The 17,475-nt window shown below is 65.4% G+C and carries 19 protein-coding genes; 8 read left to right on the forward strand and 11 right to left on the reverse strand.

What is annotated here, in order from left to right; all coding sequences use genetic code 11:
- Positions 1-7 precede the first annotated feature (7 nt).
- From FJ972_RS23775 to FJ972_RS23795, 5 genes are read right to left on the reverse strand one after another with little or no spacing between them, the layout of a single operon-like run.
- Entirely contained in the window at positions 8-337 is a 330-nt protein-coding gene (locus FJ972_RS23775; RefSeq protein ID WP_319023020.1) for a DUF4440 domain-containing protein, read from the reverse strand.
- Complete coding sequence (locus FJ972_RS23780; RefSeq protein WP_140520930.1) at positions 334-1,389, reverse strand: aldo/keto reductase; 1,056 nt, start codon at positions 1,387-1,389, stop codon at positions 334-336. Before FJ972_RS23780 ends, FJ972_RS23775 begins: the two co-directional genes overlap by 4 nt.
- A complete protein-coding gene (locus FJ972_RS23785; RefSeq protein ID WP_140520931.1) occupies positions 1,386-1,745 on the reverse strand; it encodes a TIGR04076 family protein in 360 nt (119 codons plus the stop codon). Before FJ972_RS23785 ends, FJ972_RS23780 begins: the two co-directional genes overlap by 4 nt.
- Before the next feature lies 1 nt (position 1,746).
- The gene (locus tag FJ972_RS23790; RefSeq protein WP_140497666.1) at positions 1,747-2,235 is read right to left on the reverse strand and encodes a DUF3830 family protein; all 489 of its coding nucleotides are present in this window, start codon (positions 2,233-2,235) and stop codon (positions 1,747-1,749) included.
- 9 nt (positions 2,236-2,244) lie between these two features.
- Positions 2,245-2,973, reverse strand: a complete 729-nt coding sequence (locus FJ972_RS23795; RefSeq protein WP_140497664.1) for a GntR family transcriptional regulator — start codon at positions 2,971-2,973, stop codon at positions 2,245-2,247.
- Between the two features lie 145 nt (positions 2,974-3,118).
- Between FJ972_RS23795 and FJ972_RS23800 the strand changes: the two genes are divergently transcribed.
- From FJ972_RS23800 to FJ972_RS23820, 5 genes are read left to right on the forward strand one after another with little or no spacing between them, the layout of a single operon-like run.
- Positions 3,119-3,919 (forward strand): ABC transporter ATP-binding protein, encoded by an 801-nt coding sequence (locus FJ972_RS23800; RefSeq protein ID WP_140520932.1) that lies wholly within the window; start codon positions 3,119-3,121, stop codon positions 3,917-3,919.
- Entirely contained in the window at positions 3,916-4,683 is a 768-nt protein-coding gene (locus FJ972_RS23805; protein ID WP_140520933.1) for an ABC transporter ATP-binding protein, read from the forward strand. The genes FJ972_RS23800 and FJ972_RS23805 overlap by 4 nt, the downstream gene beginning before the upstream one ends.
- Positions 4,680-5,588: a branched-chain amino acid ABC transporter permease gene (locus tag FJ972_RS23810; RefSeq protein ID WP_140520934.1), complete on the forward strand. Its 909-nt coding sequence runs from the start codon at positions 4,680-4,682 to the stop codon at positions 5,586-5,588. Before FJ972_RS23805 ends, FJ972_RS23810 begins: the two co-directional genes overlap by 4 nt.
- Positions 5,585-6,562: a branched-chain amino acid ABC transporter permease gene (locus FJ972_RS23815; RefSeq protein WP_181167662.1), complete on the forward strand. Its 978-nt coding sequence runs from the start codon at positions 5,585-5,587 to the stop codon at positions 6,560-6,562. The genes FJ972_RS23810 and FJ972_RS23815 overlap by 4 nt, the downstream gene beginning before the upstream one ends.
- A complete protein-coding gene (locus tag FJ972_RS23820) occupies positions 6,559-7,857 on the forward strand; it encodes an NAD(P)/FAD-dependent oxidoreductase (RefSeq protein WP_140520935.1) in 1,299 nt (432 codons plus the stop codon). Before FJ972_RS23815 ends, FJ972_RS23820 begins: the two co-directional genes overlap by 4 nt.
- Positions 7,858-7,889: 32 nt before the next feature.
- On the opposite strand, the gene FJ972_RS23825 is transcribed toward FJ972_RS23820, so the two are convergent.
- The 4 genes from FJ972_RS23825 to FJ972_RS23840 are packed head-to-tail and all read right to left on the reverse strand — an operon-like array spanning position 7,890 to position 12,241.
- Complete coding sequence (locus FJ972_RS23825) at positions 7,890-8,546, reverse strand: GntR family transcriptional regulator (RefSeq protein WP_140520936.1); 657 nt, start codon at positions 8,544-8,546, stop codon at positions 7,890-7,892.
- A 27-nt stretch (positions 8,547-8,573) separates the two neighbouring features.
- Complete coding sequence (locus FJ972_RS23830) at positions 8,574-9,878, reverse strand: aspartate aminotransferase family protein (protein WP_140520937.1); 1,305 nt, start codon at positions 9,876-9,878, stop codon at positions 8,574-8,576.
- A gap of 6 nt (positions 9,879-9,884) precedes the next feature.
- Positions 9,885-10,943: a phosphotransferase gene (locus tag FJ972_RS23835; RefSeq protein WP_140520938.1), complete on the reverse strand. Its 1,059-nt coding sequence runs from the start codon at positions 10,941-10,943 to the stop codon at positions 9,885-9,887.
- Positions 10,940-12,241 (reverse strand): ArgE/DapE family deacylase, encoded by a 1,302-nt coding sequence (locus FJ972_RS23840; protein WP_181173500.1) that lies wholly within the window; start codon positions 12,239-12,241, stop codon positions 10,940-10,942. Before FJ972_RS23840 ends, FJ972_RS23835 begins: the two co-directional genes overlap by 4 nt.
- A gap of 165 nt (positions 12,242-12,406) precedes the next feature.
- Between FJ972_RS23840 and FJ972_RS23845 the strand changes: the two genes are divergently transcribed.
- A complete protein-coding gene (locus tag FJ972_RS23845) occupies positions 12,407-13,054 on the forward strand; it encodes a GNAT family N-acetyltransferase (protein WP_181173501.1) in 648 nt (215 codons plus the stop codon).
- 62 nt (positions 13,055-13,116) lie between these two features.
- Here FJ972_RS23845 and FJ972_RS23850 read toward each other — a convergent pair whose 3' ends face one another.
- Together FJ972_RS23850 and FJ972_RS23855 are read right to left on the reverse strand one after the other, a co-directional pair.
- Positions 13,117-14,763, reverse strand: a complete 1,647-nt coding sequence (locus FJ972_RS23850; protein ID WP_140520939.1) for an acetolactate synthase large subunit — start codon at positions 14,761-14,763, stop codon at positions 13,117-13,119.
- A gap of 142 nt (positions 14,764-14,905) precedes the next feature.
- On the reverse strand, positions 14,906-15,808 hold the full coding sequence (locus FJ972_RS23855; RefSeq protein ID WP_140520940.1) for a LysR family transcriptional regulator: 903 nt from the start codon (positions 15,806-15,808) through the stop codon (positions 14,906-14,908).
- Positions 15,809-15,911: 103 nt separating this feature from the next.
- Here FJ972_RS23855 and FJ972_RS23860 point away from each other — a divergent pair, with 103 nt between their 5' ends.
- A complete protein-coding gene (locus tag FJ972_RS23860; protein WP_140520941.1) occupies positions 15,912-16,901 on the forward strand; it encodes a zinc-dependent alcohol dehydrogenase family protein in 990 nt (329 codons plus the stop codon).
- Between the two features lie 242 nt (positions 16,902-17,143).
- Positions 17,144-17,440 carry a zf-TFIIB domain-containing protein gene (locus tag FJ972_RS23865; RefSeq protein WP_140497640.1) on the forward strand — a complete coding sequence of 99 codons (297 nt, stop codon included), beginning with the start codon at positions 17,144-17,146 and terminating at the stop codon, positions 17,438-17,440.
- The last annotated feature ends 35 nt before the right edge of the window (positions 17,441-17,475 follow it).

A 17,475-nucleotide genomic window follows, 5' to 3' on the forward strand; every position in this document is an offset into this window, starting at 1 on the left:
ACGGCGGCTATGCTTGCCGCCTCGCAACTGCCGCCTCGACATAGAGCACGACGATCGCGTCGCCGGTTTGCCAGCCCGGCCGGATGTCCTCGATCGAGATGGCGAAGGCTTCGTCGCAGGAAGCGCGGCTTGCGCGGACATGGTCGACCACCGCATCGCGATCGAAGACCGTGCCGTCAGGCGTGACCATGGCCAGGCCTTCGCCCATGACGCGTTCGAAGCGGCTGAAATCGGCCTTGCCGGCGCGCGATGCGACGAACCAGTCGACGAAGAAGCGATGCAACTCGACGATTTCGGTGCTGGCCCGCGAAAACAGCCTTTCGGTGGTGGCGCTCATGGCCGGGCCGCGTTGAGATTGTAGTGCATGATCGAGCCGTGGCGGCCGTGACGATCGCGCTCCAGCGTGTAGACGTCGCCGAGGGGACCGCGGCTCTGGGCGATCACGGCGCCGATCTCTGCCCGATCCTCAGTCCCGAGCGCGACATCCATGACCTTCGCATTGGCCAGCGCATGCGCCTGGTTGCGGGCGCCGACGATGACGGCCGCCACTTGCGGCTGCTCGAGCACCCAGGCACTGGCGACAGTGGCGATGTCGACGCCGTGGCGGTCGCCGATCCGCTTCAGCACCCTGAGCAGGGCTTGGAAGAGCTCCCAGCCGCCGAAATCGTCTATGATCAGCTTGTATTTGACCAGCGAGCGGTTTTCGAGCGGCATGTCCGGCTCGGCGACGCCGAGCCATCTGTCGCCGAGAAAGCCGCCGGCCACCGAACCGTAGCAGAGAAAGCTGACGCCATTGCGCGCGGCGAGCGCGGCGAGGCTCGCCGCCGGACGCTGGTCGAGGACGGAGTATTGCAGTTGCTGGCTGACGACTGGCACGCCGGCCGATAGAATTTCGCCCAGGCGCTGCGTATCGAAATTGGTGGTGCCGACATTGCGCACCTTGCCTTCCAGCCGGAGCTCGTCGAGCCAACCCATCGCGTCGACATAGCGAGGCACTGAATAGTCCCACCAGTGGAACTGCACGAGGTCGAGCCGCTCGGTCTTCAGCCGCCGCAGAGACTGGTCGACTATGCCTCTGATGTAATCGCGGCTGATGCCGGCGAGCCGCTCGAGGTCCGGCACCAGCTTGGTGTGCACCCTCATCCTGGCGGCGGCATCGAGACCGCGTTCGTTGGCCAGACGCAGCCGCGCCGCTCCGATCAGCTCCTCGACGCCGGTGTAGATATCGGCGCAGTCATAGGTCCAGATGCCGGCGTCGAACGTGGCGATCAGGTCGGACACCGCCTGCTGACGGTCGACCGCGCCGTGGCCGCCGGCCAACTGCCAGCCACCGCGAATGACGCGCGAGATTGTGTAGCCGGGGCTGAGTTCGAAAGTCTTGGCGGTCATCTCTGCTCACTCTCCTTCGGCAGCGGCACCGCCGTGGTCTCGGCGTGGCTGAACCGCCGTTTGCCGGTCCTGACGATCCTGAGCCTGCTGGCGCAATTGGGATCGGGACAGGCGATCTCGGCATCCGAGGTCATCCAGTCATTGGCATGGGTGGGGCGCTGCTTCGCCGCCAGCAGCGGCAGCACGGCCGCTATGGAATAGATCGAAAATCCCTGGCCCGCCGGCATCGACAGCATCTCGCCCTTCAGCTCGAAATAGTCGCCGGGCTTGGCGCCGCAATACACCGGCTTGCCCTCGGGGACGACAGCCTCGACGCGGAGGTCGAAAAGTTCGAAGCTGTCGTCGCGTTCAGCCATTTCAGCTCTCCAGCCGCGCGAAGGTGACGTCGCAGGCGCCATTGCGGCGAATGATGCCGCAGGCAGATGCGAACTGATCGCGTTGCTCAGGCAGCACCTGCGCAACGACGCTCCCCGCCAGCCAGCCGATCGGAAACAGCAGGCGCGCGCCTTGCCCGTAGAACAGGCCGATGTCGAAGATCGCATGCGGGTTGCCGCCCCACATGCGCGGCGGCACATAGGAAAGCACGATGTCGCCGGGCTGCGGCGTCAGCGTCGCGTTCTCCGCCGGCAAGGCCTGGGCAAAGGCCTCGCCGTCCAGATGCGCCGCGGGGATCGGACAGGAGATTTCCGGGCCGGTCCACATGGCATGAATGCCCGCGACGACGCGCGGCTCGGCCAGGTAAGACCACAGGAACGTTGCGTTCTCTGGCGCTTTTTCCGGCAGCAACTGCGCCGTCACCGACAACTCGGAATGCGGCTCGGTGATCCTGATGATGCGTCTGGTCATATCAGGCATTCACTCCGCTTTTGCCGTCAACTTCAGCTTGTCGCGCAGGAAAGCGAAAGGGCGGCTGATGTCGGCCACCAGCGCCTCGCGTGCGGCCTGGGCATCCTGCGCCGCAAGCGCGGCGACGATGCTGCGATGATAATGGGCGGTGTCGACCTCGCCGGCCTCGGAAAAGGCATAGATTGCAACGCGGATGCATGGTCCCGACTGCAGCCAGAGGCTCTCGATCATCGGGATGAGCACGGCGGAACCGCAGGCGCGATAGATTTCGAAATGAAAGCTCTGATTGAGCGTCACCTCGCGGTCGACATCCTTCTTGTGCTTCAGCGCCCGCATCTCGTCCCATTCACCGAGAATGGTTTCGATGGTGGCGATCTGACGCGGATCCATGCGCGCGGCGGCAAGCGCGATTGCCTCGCCTTCGATCAGGGCACGGGCGCGCAGGAGGTCGTCGATGCGTTCCAGCGTGATCGGCGGCACCCGCACCGAGCGGTTTGGAAGCGCTTCCAGCGCCTTTTCCGTGATCAGCCGCCCAAGCGCCTCGCGCACCGGCATGGTAGACGTGACCAGCGCATCGGCAAGGCCGCGTATGGTCAGAACCTGGCTCGGCTCGAAGAGACCGCCAATCAGCGCCCGGCGCAATTCGGAATAGACGCGGTCCTGCACCGTCTCGCGGCCGACCGGCGCGAGTTGCGCGGCGATGACCTCGTTGGTGCGCTCGACAGCAGCCCTTTGCATGGCGTTCCCGATCTTGGCCTTTTCGGCGGCCTGGCCTGTTTTCGGCTTGCGGAGAAAATTAAAGCTGATTAGCGTGATCAAAGCAAGTGTGATCACAAATCAAAAAATCAGAAAGCGGCAAAGATCGCTTCGGCCAGAGGGCTTGATGAACGACACGGCGAAACGGCATGGGACGGAGACCCAGGCGCCGGTTCTGGCGGCAAAGAACGTCGTGCGGCGTTTCGGCGGCCTTGTCGCCGTCAACGATGTCTCGTTCGAGGTCCGCCCGGGCGAGATCCTCGGCCTGATCGGCCCCAACGGCGCCGGCAAGACGACGATGTTCGACCTGCTCGCCGGCAGCATCCTGCCTACAAGCGGCGAGATACGTCTCAACGGGGCGCTCGTCTCCGGCGAAGCAGCGCACCTGCGCATTGGCCGCGGTCTTGGGCGCACCTTTCAGATTCCCCGGCCCTTGCCCAATCTCACGCTGATCGAAAACGTCATGCTCGCCGCGCAACGTCAGGCAGGGGAGCGGCTGCTCGCCAATTTCCTGATCCCGTGGCGGGTCGCCGCCGAAGAGAAGGCAGCCGCCGAGAAGGCTGCCGAACTGCTTGAACTCGTCTCGCTCACCCGGCTGGCGCACGAACCGGCGCGGGTGCTTTCCGGCGGCCAGCGCAAACTGCTCGAACTTGCCCGTGTGATGATGGCCGACCCGGCCATCATCCTGCTCGACGAGCCCGCGGCCGGCGTCAACGCCACGCTGCTCGAAGTCATCATCGACCGCATCCGCGACATCAACAGAAGCGGCATCACCTTTCTTCTGATCGAGCACAACATCGACATGGTGACCCGGCTTTGCCATCGCGTTCTGGTGATGGCGGGCGGCGAGCTTCTGTGCGAGGGCACGGCCGACGAGGTGGCGCGCGATCCGCGCGTGATAGAGGCTTATCTCGGGGGCGCGGCGTGACCGGCACCGTGCTTGACGTCCGCAACCTCGAAGCCGGCTACGAACCCGGCGTGCCGATCGTGCGTGGTGCCTCGATCACGGTGAGGAAGGGCGAAATCGTCGTCGTTCTCGGCCCCAACGGTGCCGGCAAGTCGAGCCTGATCAAGGCAATTGCCGGTCTCGTCCCGGTCACCGGCGGCACCGTTCTCCTCGACGGCAAGGATATCACCACCGCACCGGCCCACACCATGGTGCGGCTTGGGCTCGCCTTCGTGCCTCAGACCGAGAACGTGTTTCCACTGATGTCGGTCGACGACAATCTCAGGGTTGCCTGCGGCATTATCGAGCGCCGCGAGGTTCCCGCCCGCATCGACGAGATGTACGCGACCTTCCCGGACCTGGCGCGCCAGCGCCGTATCGCCGCCGGCAATCTGTCGGGCGGGCAGCGCCAGATGCTGGCCGTGGCGCGGGCGCTGATCGTCCATCCCAAGGTGCTGGTGCTGGACGAGCCGTCGGCCGGCCTGTCGCCGAAATTCGTCTCGATGGTGTTCGAGATGCTGGCCGGCATCCGCAAGTCCGGCGTCACCATCCTGCTGGTCGAACAGAACGCCAAGGCGGCGCTCGCCATCGGTGACCGCGCCTATGTGCTGGTCGAAGGCAAGGACCGGCACGAGGGCATCGCCTCTGAACTGTGGAGCGATCCGGTGGTCGCCGAGCTCTATCTTGGCCAGCGCCCGGACAGCGCCGGCAAGGCCGCGCCTTCAGGCAAGGGAAGTGCGGCATGAACCTGCAATTCATCGTCGACGGATTGCTGACGGGCTCGATGATCGGCCTCGGCGCCATCGGCGTGACGCTGACCTATTCGATCCTGCGCTTCTCGAACTTCGCCCATGGCGACTTCATGGCCTGGGGCACCTATGCGACGCTGGCCGTCGTAGGCGCCATCGGCGCGACGATCGGCAAGGTGGCGCCGATCGCCCCGCTTTCCTTCGGCTGGCCGCTCATCGTCGCGCTGGTCGTCGGCATGGCATTCACCGCCCTGCTGGCGCTGCTGCTCGACAAGGTGCTGTTCGCGCGGCTGCGCTCTCAGGGCCAGGCCATCATCGTGGTGATGGCAAGTTTCGGCGCCTCGATGGCGCTGCGAAGCCTGCTCGAGTTCACCTTCACCTCACGCCCGACCTATTTCAGCCGCGCCATCCAGATCGCCATGCCGGTCGGCTTCGGCATCCGCATCACGCCCGACCAGATCGCGCTTTTGCTGCTGACCGCGGTTCTGGTGTTGGGCGTACACCTGTTGATGACGCGCACGCAGACCGGCCGGTCCATGCAGGCCCTGAGCCAGAATGCGGCCCTTGCCCGCGTCGTCGGCATCGATGTCGCCAAGGTGGTGCGCGTCACCTGGATCCTCGGCGCAGCGCTTGCCTGCGTCGCCGGCGTGATGATCGGCATCCTGGTGCAGATCCGCCCGTTCATGGGCTTCGACATGCTGCTGCCGATGTTCGCCGCCGCCATTCTCGGCGGCATCGGCAGCATCCCGGGCGCGGTGCTCGGCGGGCTGATCATCGGGCTCGCCGAAGCGGGCGCGGTGCAACTGATCGGCGCCGAATGGCGCGCCGCGGTCTCCTTCATCATCCTGATGGCGGTGCTGTTCGTGCGGCCGATCGGCCTCTTTGGTGTGAGGGAACGCTGATGGACCTGCTCGGTTATGGCGCTTTCTTCCTGACCACGGCGCTGATCTTTTCGTTGGTCACGCTGGGGCTCAATCTGCAATGGGGGCTGACCGGGCTCTTCAATGTCGGGCTCGCCGGCTTCGTCGCCATCGGCGCCTATACCTCGGCGTTGCTGACGACGCCGGACGACGCCGCGCGCCTGGGTGGTTTTGGGCTACCGATCCTGGCCGGCTGGGTCGGCGCCATGGTCGTCGGCGGCATCGCCGCGGCACTGACCGGCATCGCCACGCTGCGGCTCAGATCCGACTATCTTGCCATCACCACCTTCGGCGTCGCCGTGGTCGTGCAACTGGTCGCGCTCAATGCGCAGAAACTGACCGGCGGTCCGTTCGGCATCGGCTTCATCCCGCGCCCCTTCGGCAGCCTCGCCGAGACGCCGCTGCTGTTCAACCTGTCGAACCTTGCCGTCGTCTCGGCGGTCACGCTGGTCGCCTATCTGGCGCTGGAGCACCTGTCTCGCAGCCCGTGGGGCCGGGTGCTGAAGGCGCTGCGGGAGGACGAGCGGGCGGCGATCTCGCTCGGCAAGAGCGCGCGCTTCTACCGTGTCCAGGCCTTCGCGGTCGGCGGTGCCATCATGGCCCTAGCGGGCGCCTTGCAGGCGCATTTCACCGGCTTCATTGCGCCGGACAATTACCTGCCGATCCTGACCTTCCAGGTCTGGGTGATGCTGATCGTCGGCGGCTCGGGCAGCAATGCCGGTGCCGTCATCGGCAGCATCCTGGTCTGGGGGATATGGGCCGGGTCGGGCACGCTCACCAGCGCGCTGTTCCCGCCGGAGCAACAGGCCCGCGCCGCATCCCTGCAGATCGTCGCAATCGGCGTCATGCTGTGCATCATCCTCCTGGTCCGCCCCAACGGACTGTTCGGGGAACGGCCGCGGCGGGCACGGCTCGGCAAGCGGGCGAAGGTGGCCGCCAGCGAGAGCGGCTCGTGACCGCAATGGCCCGGCAGGAAGCGCTTTCGCTTTGGCACGCGGTCAGCCGTGAGACCCGCCTCCGCCCGGCGCTGGAAGGCGAGCTCGAAGTCGACCTTGCCATCGTCGGCGGCGGCTTCACCGGCCTTTCGACGGCCTTGCATGCCGCGGCCAGAGGTCTTTCGGTCGCGGTCCTTGAAGCCGAAACCATCGCCTGGGGTGCTACCGGCAGGAATGCCGGCTTCATCGTGCCTAACTTCGCCAAAATGGATCCGGATGCGATAAAGGCCCATCTAGGCCCCGCGCGCGGCGAGAGGCTGATCGACTTCGCGGCCGGCAGCGCCGATCTGGTCTTCGGCCTGATCAGGCGGCACGACATCAAGTGCGACGCGGTGCAGAACGGTTGGATCCAGCCGGCACATTCCCCTGTCGCGCTCGAAAAGGTCAAATCACGCGCGGGGCAATGGGCGGAGCGCGGCCGACCGGCCGTCGTGTTGGACCGGCAAGAAATCGAGGCGCTGACCGGCGCCCGCGGTTATGTCGGCGGTTGGATGGATCGTTCAGGAGGCGTACTCAATCCGGTCGCCTATGCGCGCGGCCTGGCCGACGTGGCGGAAAAAGCCGGCGCGCGCCTGTTCGAGCACACGCGCGTCGTCGCGATCGACCCCATCGCGGACGGCTGGTCGCTGAAGACGCAAACGGGTTCGGTGCGCACCGGAAAGGTGCTGATCGCCACCAATGCCTATGGCGGACAGCTCAATCCGGGGCTTCGGAAAAGCTTTTTCCCGCTGAAAATCTTCCAGATCGCGACAGCGCCGCTGCCGCGCGAGGTGCGCAGCCGCCTGTTGCCCGGCGGGCAAGGCATCGGCGACACGAGACGCAATCTCTTCACCTACCGCTTCGATGCCGAAAACAGGCTGATCAGCGGCGGCATGCATGTCTTCGGCCCCGGTGCGGACCGACGCCTGCCGCAGACGATCCAGCGGCGGCTGGCCCGGCATCTCGAGCTCCCGGACCTGCCGCCGCTCGCCTATGGCTGGTCGGGCATGGCTGCGGTCGAACCCGATTTCCTGCCCCACCTCATCGATCTCGGACCGGGGCTGATCGCGGGTCGCGCCTGCAACGGTCGCGGCATCGCCATGACCACGGCCATGGGCAAGGTGCTTGCGGACTGGGCTAGCGGAACCGACGCCCGCGATCTGCCACTGCCCTTTGCGCCGCCGTCGCCGATGCCGTTCCACAGCCTGCTGCGCTTCGCGCCAAACGCGCTGCTGCCGTGGAGCATGCTTCGCGACCGGCTGGACAAGACCGCATAGGCCGATCGCCGGGGCGCGACGGCATCGCGTCGTCATTCGGCCGCGCGAAGGTTCCCCGCCAGCACCGCCGCCGCCGTGGCGATGTCCTGTTCTATGGAGGTCCTGACGTCGGCGCCGTTGCGCTGCGCCAATGCCGCGACGATCTTGCGATGCGCCTCGTTCGACTGAGGTATGTAGCGCTCGGCCTGCATCAGGAGCTTCAGATAGGGCCCAACCCGCCCCCACAGGTCACCGATCATGTTGAGGAGGATCGGGGCGCCGGCATGCCGGTAGATGGCGAAGTGGAAGGCCTCGTTGAGCGAGAGATAGGCCCTGGCGTCGCCCGCCTCGATCGCGCGCTGCATGCCCGCCAGCGCGGCCTGTATTTCAACCAGCCCGTCTTCGGTGATGCGCGACGCGGCCATCTCACCCGCCAGCCCCTCCACGGCGACGCGGATGCGGGTCAGTTCCTCGAAGGCCGGCGCAGACAGCAAGGGCACGATGATCGAGCGGTTGTTCTGCAACTCCAGAAGCCGCTCGGCGACGAGCCGTTGCAGCGCCTCGCGGATCGGCGTCGTCGAAATGCCGAACGTCTCGGCCAGCTTGCGGATGACCAATGTCTGGCCCGGGCTGAAGCCGCCCGAAATCAGCTCCTGCTTGAGCGCGCCATAGGCGCGGTCGTTCAGGGTCTGATGTTCGAGCTTCAGCATGTCGATTGCCGCCCCTTTCCTATCCCCTCACCAGCGCGACAGGGTGCGGTCGAGCGTTTCGGCAAGTTGCTCGGCATTGTCCCTGGCGAACGGCAGCGGCGGCCTGATCTTCAGCACGTTGCCGCGCGGACCGCACGACGAGATCAGCACGCCGTCCTCGCGCATGGCTTCGACGACCGCCGACGCCCTGGTGGGGGCCAGCGCGTCGTCCCCCTCCGCCGTCAACTCGACGCCGAAATAAAGGCCGTTGTGCCTGACATCGGCGACCATGTCGTGGCGACCCTGCAAGGCGCGCAGCAGCTCGCCAGTATAGGTCCCAACCGTGCGCGCGTTCTCGACCAGTCCCTCGCCTTCGATCACGTCGAGCACCGCGATGCCGACGGCGGCGGCGACGGGATTGCCGCCGAACGTGTTGAAGTAGCCGGTGTTGGAACCGAAGGAGGCAACAAGCTGCGGCCGCACGATGACCGCGGCCATCGGATGCCCGTCGCCGATCGGCTTGCCCATGGTGACGACGTCGGGCTCGAGGCCGTAATTGGCGAAACCCCACATGCCCTGGCCGAGCCTGCCGAAGCCGGACTGGACTTCGTCGGCAATGACGATGCCGCCCGCCTTCCTGACGTGATCGGCCGCCTCGCGCATCACCGATGCATCGGGGAAGAAAATCCCGTCGCTGGAAAATGCCGAGTCGAGCAGCAGCGCCGCCGGCCTCACGTTCTGTGCGCGCATGTCCTCGATGGCGGCGGCGACATTCCTGGCGAAATCGCGCGCGGCCCGGCCCTGGTCGCGAAACGTATCCGGCGCTGCCACGGTCCTGTGCTGCGCGGGCACGCCCTTCGCCCCGACCGCGGCCGGCGACAGCTGCGCGGTGGCGATGGTGGCGCCATGATAGGCGAAATCGGTGATGATCACGCCGGTATTGCCGCTGGAATGCTGGGCGATGCGGATGGCGAGATCGTTGGCCTCGCTGCCGGTGCAGGTGAACATGGCATGGCCGAGATGAGGCGGAAGCGTGCCGAGAAGTCTTTCCGCGTAGTCGAGGATGATTTCGCTGAGATAACGCGTGTGGGTGTTGAGCGTGGCCGCCTGCCCCGACAGCGCCTCGACGACACGTGGATGGCAATGCCCGACCGAAGCGACGTTGTTGTAGGCATCGAGATACTTGCGACCCTGGGCATCGTAGAGCCAGACGCCGCTGCCACGCACGAGATGGATCGGGTTGCGGTAGAAGGCGCGATAGGTCGGGCCGAGCAGCCTGGCACGGCGCTCGAGCAGCGCGGATGCTGATGCACCGGCATCGGCGGAGGCATTTGCGGGCGAGGATTGGGACACGAGCGTCTACTCCGGATTGGAATGATCGAGGAAATAACGGCGGGCATCGCTGTGTGACAGTCCGTCCAGCCGCTCGAGCGAGGCCCAGACCTCGGTGATGAGGCGTAGCACATAATCGCGCTTGGCCGGGAAGCGCTCCGCCTGCCAGGTGGCAATGTTGGCGATGAGAGCAAGGCGGGCACGGATCAGGTCGAACAGGATGCCGATCTCCTCGGCCTCGAGCGGCTGCACCGACTGATAACCGGCGACGAAGCGCGCGGCGGGCGCCAGCGGGTGACCGTCGGCCGGCCAGCGGTAGACGGCGCCGATGGCGAGATCGCAGATCAGCGGCGAATGGATCATGTCGCCGAAATCGAGGATGCCGCTGACGATCTCCGGCCGCGATGCGTCCATCACCACATTGTAGGAATTCATGTCGTTGTGGACGATCTGGGCGCGCAGGCTGGGAATAATGGGTGCGGCATGTTCCTCGAAGGCATCGATGACGCGCTCGACCATGGCGCGGCGCCCGGCATCGACGATATGCGCCAGCATGGGCCGCGTCTTGGCGACCTTGCGGATATCCCACAAAAGGTCGCTGCCGGCGGCCGGGTGGAAAAAGCCGCGCAGTGCCCGGCCAAGCCGAGCGAGGAAGATGCCGAGATTGCGATCTTGCCCAGCCGACACCGGCGAGCGCGAAAGCAACTGGCCGGGCAGATAGGTGACCAGCCGGACGATACGCGGCTGCGAACCGCCGATGCTGACCGTAAACTGCGCATCGCGATCGAGGCTTTTGCGCACCGAGGGAACCGGCAAGGCGGGATCGACAGCAAGGATGTGGTCCAGCGCCTTGTTCTGGAAATCGGTGAAGCCGGCCTCTTCCGCCGGATGTGAGATTTTCAGGACAAATTCGCCCTCGCCATCGGTGCGGATGTGAAAATTGTGGTCGCGCTCCCCGGGCAAGGGCTGAGCGGTTCCGGCAAGGCCGTAGTGCTGGCGCAGGATGGCAAGCGCATCGGCAATCGGGACATCGGGCGCGTCCTCGGCCAGCGTCTCGCCGAATGCATTGGTCACGGCGCCGGTCATGGCCTTGCCTCGGGGTCGACAGGCTCCAGCCCACACCAGTCGGCGATGAACAGCGCGATCGTCTGGGTGACCTTGCGTACGGAATCAAGGTCCACCGCTTCGTCATAGCCATGCGGCATGCGGCAGATCGGACCGTAGACGATGGCCGGCGTGTCGGCGTAGAGGCCGAAGAAGCGCGCATCGGTGGTGGCAGAGGTAACGTGTTCCTGCAGCGGCTCGCCCCAGACGGCGGTATGGCTACGACGCAGCACGGCTTCCATCTCGTCGGCGCCCTCCAGCACATAGCCCTCGGCCATGAAGCCATTGTAGGTCATCCTGGGCGGGCGGTTGGCCATGAACGGATCGGCGCGGGCCGCGTCGGCGATGCAGGCCTCGAGCTCGGTCCTGGCATCCTCCAGCTTCTGGCCGGGATAGGTGGCGACACGCATCTCGAACACACAGCGTGCGGGGACGCTCGATGTCCACTCGCCACCTTCGATCTTGCCGAGATTGAAACGGATCGGATGCGGGTGATCGCAGAAATGCCTGTCGTCGACCTTGCGCGCGTTCCAGACGATTTCGAGCTGCTTCAACGCCTGGATGATGAGGAAAGCCTTTTCGATGGCGTTGGCGCCGGCCGAGAAAGCGCCCGACGCATGCTGGGGGTCGCCGTCGACCTCGACCCTAAACCAGATCGGGCCGACCTGCGCCCGCATCAGCTTCGGCTCCAGGGGTTCGGGGATGAAGGCTGCGTCGGCGCGGTAGCCGCGCAGCAGGCAAGCGAGCGCGCCATTGCCGGTGCACTCTTCCTCGACCACCGATTGCAGGAAGACCTTCGCGGCCGGCTGATAGCCGAGGCGGCGCAGTGCGGCCAGCGCGTAGAGGCAGGCCGAGAGCCCAGCCTTCATGTCGCCGGCGCCGCGACCATGCATCCAGCCGTCCTCGATGACCGGATCATAGGGATCGCGCAGCCAGCGATCGAGCGGGCCCGTCGGCACGACGTCGATATGGCCGTTGAGGATCAGCGAGCGGCCGGTCGCGTTTCGCGGCGTGTGGGTGGCGACGACGTTGAAGGCGTCGTCATAAGAGACGGCCACGGGCGAAAAGCCCGGCAGGTCGCGAATCGCATCGACATCGACACGCCACATGTCCACCATATAGCCATCCGTTTCATACGCGGCTGCCATGAAGGATTGCGCCGCGTGTTCTTCGCCGCGTTGCGAGGGGAAGCGCACGAGGTTCGCGAGGAATTCCACCTGCCGCGCGAAGCCGTCGTCGACCGCGTTCAAAATGGCCTCGTCGGCAATTCGCTCAGGCATGATATTCCGCTTTCCGTTCGATGGTGTATCATATCTCATATGCCATCACTGTGAAACGCAAGGGACAGGCGGGCCAAAAATCTTGACCCACCTCGGGAGCCTCTTGGCAGGCGAGCGCAGAGTTGGCATCAGCTTCTTGCGCGCCGGTGGGGAGGTCGAGGACAGATGTTGGTCACCGAAGGCAGATTGCCTGATGAAATCACCCATCTAACGGTTGGCTATCGGCGGGTGCCGGCCGGCAAGATCGTCAATGCGGTGACATGGATGGAAGCGCGCGCGCCGGTGCCGGGTCTCGCGCGGCCGTTGACCATGACAAGGATCGCGAAACCCGACAGTGCTTCCTACCGTGCAATCTTCCTGGAGATCGGCGCTCCCTGGCTCTGGGATCGCGCCGCCGAAATGTCGGATGCCGAGATCGCCGCGCATTTCGCCGATCCGCGCCAGCATCTCTATCACGGCCATGATGAAAGCGGCGCCCATGTCGGCATGGTCGAGTTCTCGGCGGCCGAGGACAACGAGATCGAGATCACCTATTTCGGCCTGTTCCCTTCCCTGACCGGCCGCGGCTTCGGCAAGCGGCTGATGGCCGGCGCGCTCGACCAGGCATGGCGTCTCCGGCCAAGCCGCATTTGGCTGCATACCAGCAGCTTCGACCATCACAGTGTCATCGGTTTCTACAGGGCCTGCGGATTTGAGCCCTTTGCGACCGGCTTCGAAATCGCCGACGATCCCAGGATCAAGGGAACACTGCCGCGTGACGCCGCGCCGCAGATTCCCCTGATCGAGACGGAATGGTCCCCCGACGCCAGATGAAAACGCCTTCGCAACCAGCCAGCCAGGCATCGCGGCATCGACGGCCTTGGCGCCGGCCGCCGTCAGGTCGCCTGCACCGCTGGCAGCCGCTCACGCAATTCGTCGACGAGCACCCTGATGTTTTCGGAATAGTCGATGGGCACGACGACGAGATGCACGCCGCCGCCGGCAAAAGCCTGTTCCAGCGCCGGCCGGAATTCGGCGATCGCGCCGACCCTGGTTCCCTTGGCGCCATAAGCCTCGGCGTATTTGACGAAATCGGGATTGCCGAAGGTCATGCCGAAATCCGGAAAGTCGTCGACCGCCTGTTTCCAGCGGATCATGCCATAGGCGTGGTCCTCGAGCAGCAGGACGACAAGATTGAGCTTGAGCCGGACGGCGGTCTCCAGTTCCTGGCTGTTCATCATGAAGCCGCCATCGCCGCAGATGGCCATGACGCGGCGCTGCGGATGGAGCAGTGCCGCCATCATCGCCGACGGCAGCCCCGCGCCCATGGTGGCCAGCGCATTGTCGAGCAGCAGCGTGTTGGCCATGCGCGTGCGGTAGTTGCGCGCGAACCAGATCTTGTACATGCCGTTGTCGAGGGCAAGGATCCCGTCGGCGGGCATCACGGCGCGCACGTCATGCACGATGCGTTGCGGCGTGAAGCGGTCTTCCGTGGCGCGCGCGGCGATGCGGCTCAGAATGCCTTCGCGCAACGGCAACAGGGCCTGCGCGTTGGGGATCTTGCCCTCGATGCGATCCGCCAGCAGCGCCAGCGAAGGGCCGAGGTCGCCGACGATCTCGGTCTGTGGGAAATAGACCTGCTCGACATCGGCGGTTTGATAGCCGACATGAATGACCTTCGGCCCGTTGACGCCCATGATGAAGGGCGGCTTCTCGACCGTGTCGTGACCGATGGTGATGATCAGGTCGGCCTGTTCGATGGCCTCGTGCACGTAGTCGCGTTCCGAAAGGGCCGCCGTTCCCATGTAGAGTTCGGTGCCGCCGGGCACGGTGCCCTTGCCCATCTGCGTGGTGAAATAGGGAATTTGGGTGCGCAGCACGAACTGGGCGACATCGGGCGTGACGCGCGGCCGCGACGCCGCGGCGCCGAACATCAGCAGCGGACGTTTGGCCTCGATGATCATGCGGGCGGCGCGGTCGAGCGCGCCCGCACCGGCCAGCGGCAGTTCGACCGGATGCGTCGGCACCAGCGGGACATCCTCACACTCAGCCGCCGCAATGTCTTCCGGCAGTTCCAGATGTACGGGACCCGGCCGCTCTTCCTGCGCGACGCGGAAGGCTTCGCGCACCAGCGAGGGGATCATTTTGGGCGAGACGATCTGGCGCGACAGCTTGGTCAGCGGTTTCATCGCCGCGACGATGTCGACGATCTGGAACCGCGCCTGCCTGGACGACAGGATTCCCTTCTGGCCGGTGATCATGATCATCGGCATGGCGCCGAGCAGCGCATAGGCCGAGCCGGTCGTCAGATTGAGCGCGCCGGGGCCGAGTGTGGTGATGCACACACCTGGCTTGCCGGTGAGCCGGCCATACGTGGCGGCCATGAAGGCGGCCGCCTGCTCGTGACGGGTCAGGATGAGCTGGATCGAGGAGCGGCGGATGGATTCGACGATGTCGAGATTCTCCTCGCCCGGAATGCCGAATATCCGGTCGACCCCTTCGTTCTCGAGGGCCGCCACGAACAGATCCGAACCTTTGGTCATCAACCGTCTCTCCCGCAATGCGCGTGCATGCCGCCAGCTTTGCCCCATATCACATTGGAAAGCGATGCCTCAAAGAGCCGGAGGCGCCTCTCCACGGAATGTCCGCGCGATCCAAAACGAGAGTGGCCGCGAGCGCTGGCGATCACGCCATCCGTTTCGGCAAGGCGGCCGCCAGCGCATCGACGGCCAGCCGAACTTTCAGCGGCAAGTGAGGCGTCTGCAGCCAAAGGGCGTGGCAGTCATAAAGATATCGCGGCTGGTCCGGCAAGAGCTCGACCAGCGCGCCTGCCTGAATGCGCTCGCGAACCAGCCACCATGGCAACCAGGCGAGCCCCATGCCCTCGGCCGAAGCATCGGCGATGGCATCGAGATCGTCGAGCCGCAGCCGGCCGCCGGGCATGATCTCCTGTGCTGGTTGTCCTTCGCGCGGGAACAGCCAAGGCTGAACGGCTTGGCCGAGCCGGCGATATACGATGGCATGATGATTGGCGAGATCTTCGATCCGCCGTGGCTCGCCCTGAATTTTCAGATAGGACGGCGCCGCACAGACAATCATGTCCTGGCTCGCGACGCGGCGCGCGATCACGCCTGCCCTGTCCTCCAGATCACCGGTTCGGATGGCAAGATCGTAGCCGTCCTCGGCAAGATCGGCGAAGCGGTCGCTGAGCGACAGATCGAGTTCCAGCATCGGATATTGCCGCGCCAGTTTCAGCAGCACGGGTGTTACGCAGTGGCGGCCGAAATGCGCCGGCATGGTGACGCGCAGCTTGCCCCGCGGCTCCGAGATTTGGCCGGCGGCAAGTTGATCGGCAGCTTCGGCCTCGGCCAGCACCAGCCGACAGCGGTCGTAGTAGGCGCGTCCGAACTCGGTGAGGTTCTGCCGGCGCGTGGTGCGGTTGAGCAGGCGCATGCCGAGACGCTCCTCCAGAAACCGGACGTGTTTGCCGACCATCGGTCCGGACAGATCGAGTGCGGCCGCGGCCGCCGCGAACGAGCCGAGGTCGACCGCCCTGACGAACACGGCCATGCTCTCAAGCCGATCCATATTCGAAACTCCTGGTTTCTACTGTTCTGCTCCGAAGGCCATTTATCCGACTTCATCTTACCGGCATAGCTCCTTTCGGTTCAGACAATTAGGAGTAGACCGAATGGCGCGCGTCGTTCGCTTTCATCGGCATGGTGGCCCCGAGGTCCTGCGGATCGAAAATGTGGATCTTCCCCTACCCGGCCCGGGCGAGGTTCAGATCCGCGTCAAGGCGCTCGGCCTCAATCGCGCCGAGGCGCTGCTGCGCGCGGGCACCTATATCGAGACGCCCACCCTGCCCTCCGGGCTTGGCCTGGAGGCCGCAGGCCTCATCGAAGCGGTCGGCGAAGCCGTGACGGGTCTGGCTCCGGGTGATGCCGTCAGCGTCATCCCGCCGCAATCGATGATCCGCTGGCCGGCTTACGGAGAGCTTGTTACCTATCCTGCCGGGCTCGTCGTCAAAAATCCGATATCACTCGACTGGCGGACCGCGGCCGCGATGTGGATGCCGTACCTCACCGCCTATGGCGCGCTGATAGACATCGCCAGACTGCGCAACGAGGACTTCGTCGTCATCACGGCAGCCTCGAGCAGCGTCGGGCTTGCCGCGATCCAGATCGCCAACAGCGTCGGCGCGACGGCGATCGCGGTGACACGGACCTCGACGAAGAAGCAGGCCCTGCTCGACGCCGGCGCGGCTGAAGTCGTGGTCCTGGCCGAGGAGGATCTGGAGGCGCGGCTACGCCGGATCGCCGGGCCGCGAGGCGTGCGCATCGTGTTGGAGGCGATCGGCGGCCCGATTTTCGAGCCGCTCGCGGCGGCGATGTCCCGGGGCGGCATTCTCATTGAATATGGCGGGTTGAGCCCCGAGCCGACGCCGTTTCCCTTGCCCGCCGTGCTTGGCAAGACATTGACGCTGCGCGGCTACCTCGTCCACGAGATCACCGGCGACCCGGCGAAGCTGGAAGCCGCCAAGGCGTTCATCCTCAAAGGGCTGGAGGCCGGCGCGCTGAAGCCGATGATCGACAGGACCTTCCCGTTCGAGCAGATCGTCGAGGCGCATCGCTATCTCGAATCGAACGAGCAGTTCGGCAAGATCGTGGTGACGGTCTGAGCAGGGACGCCGGGGTCGTTGGCGCAGGCGCGGTACCCAGCGCTCGAAGCGCAATGACGAACAAATTCGATCCTCGCGGACAATGTCGCTCTTGAAGGCGCCGCTCTGCGTTCCTAATTCTCGCATGCGGGCCGGGCCCCTCTGACTGTCGCATCTCGCGACCGTGATGTCGGACCGCTTTAACGGGCCCGTTTCCATCCTTTCGGTCAAGCGGGCTCATCTCTTTTGGTTTGGAGCCCCATATGACATCTTCTTCCCTTCTTGGTTTGGTTTGCCCCTCCTGCCGCGTCGCGCTCGTGATGAGCGAACGCCAGGGTATCGAGATCGATTATTGCCCGCAGTGCCGTGGCGTGTGGCTTGACCGAGGCGAACTCGACAAGATCATCGAGCGATCGGCCAAGGAGGCCTCGCCCGCGCCACAGCCGGCAGCGTTCTCCCAGCCCCAGCATGGCCGGGACCGCGATGACGACTATGCGCGCTCGCAGGGCCACCGCTATCCGAAACGGAAGAAATCGTTCTTCGAAGAGCTGTTCGATTGACCGCACGCCGGTAGCCGGCCCGACGTCTGTCGAGA

The sequence above is a fragment of the Mesorhizobium sp. B2-1-1 genome (assembly GCF_006442975.2).
In the GTDB taxonomy this organism is placed as follows: Bacteria; Pseudomonadota; Alphaproteobacteria; order Rhizobiales; family Rhizobiaceae; genus Mesorhizobium.

Excerpts from the sequence above, each read along its gene's own strand:
- FJ972_RS23775 (WP_319023020.1), bottom strand. The coding sequence starts at position 337 with ATGAGCGCCACCACCGAAAGGCTGTTTTCGCGGGCCAGCACCGAAATC.
- FJ972_RS23780 (WP_140520930.1), bottom strand. The coding sequence starts at position 1,389 with ATGACCGCCAAGACTTTCGAACTCAGCCCCGGCTACACAATCTCGCGC.
- FJ972_RS23785 (WP_140520931.1), bottom strand. The coding sequence starts at position 1,745 with ATGGCTGAACGCGACGACAGCTTCGAACTTTTCGACCTCCGCGTCGAG.
- FJ972_RS23790 (WP_140497666.1), bottom strand. The coding sequence starts at position 2,235 with ATGACCAGACGCATCATCAGGATCACCGAGCCGCATTCCGAGTTGTCG.
- FJ972_RS23795 (WP_140497664.1), bottom strand. The coding sequence starts at position 2,973 with ATGCAAAGGGCTGCTGTCGAGCGCACCAACGAGGTCATCGCCGCGCAA.
- FJ972_RS23800 (WP_140520932.1), top strand. The coding sequence starts at position 3,119 with ATGAACGACACGGCGAAACGGCATGGGACGGAGACCCAGGCGCCGGTT.
- FJ972_RS23810 (WP_140520934.1), top strand. The coding sequence starts at position 4,680 with ATGAACCTGCAATTCATCGTCGACGGATTGCTGACGGGCTCGATGATC.
- FJ972_RS23825 (WP_140520936.1), bottom strand. The coding sequence starts at position 8,546 with ATGCTGAAGCTCGAACATCAGACCCTGAACGACCGCGCCTATGGCGCG.
- FJ972_RS23835 (WP_140520938.1), bottom strand. The coding sequence starts at position 10,943 with ATGACCGGCGCCGTGACCAATGCATTCGGCGAGACGCTGGCCGAGGAC.
- FJ972_RS23840 (WP_181173500.1), bottom strand. The coding sequence starts at position 12,241 with ATGCCTGAGCGAATTGCCGACGAGGCCATTTTGAACGCGGTCGACGAC.
- FJ972_RS23845 (WP_181173501.1), top strand. The coding sequence starts at position 12,407 with ATGTTGGTCACCGAAGGCAGATTGCCTGATGAAATCACCCATCTAACG.
- FJ972_RS23850 (WP_140520939.1), bottom strand. The coding sequence starts at position 14,763 with ATGACCAAAGGTTCGGATCTGTTCGTGGCGGCCCTCGAGAACGAAGGG.
- FJ972_RS23855 (WP_140520940.1), bottom strand. The coding sequence starts at position 15,808 with ATGGATCGGCTTGAGAGCATGGCCGTGTTCGTCAGGGCGGTCGACCTC.
- FJ972_RS23860 (WP_140520941.1), top strand. The coding sequence starts at position 15,912 with ATGGCGCGCGTCGTTCGCTTTCATCGGCATGGTGGCCCCGAGGTCCTG.
- FJ972_RS23865 (WP_140497640.1), top strand. The coding sequence starts at position 17,144 with ATGACATCTTCTTCCCTTCTTGGTTTGGTTTGCCCCTCCTGCCGCGTC.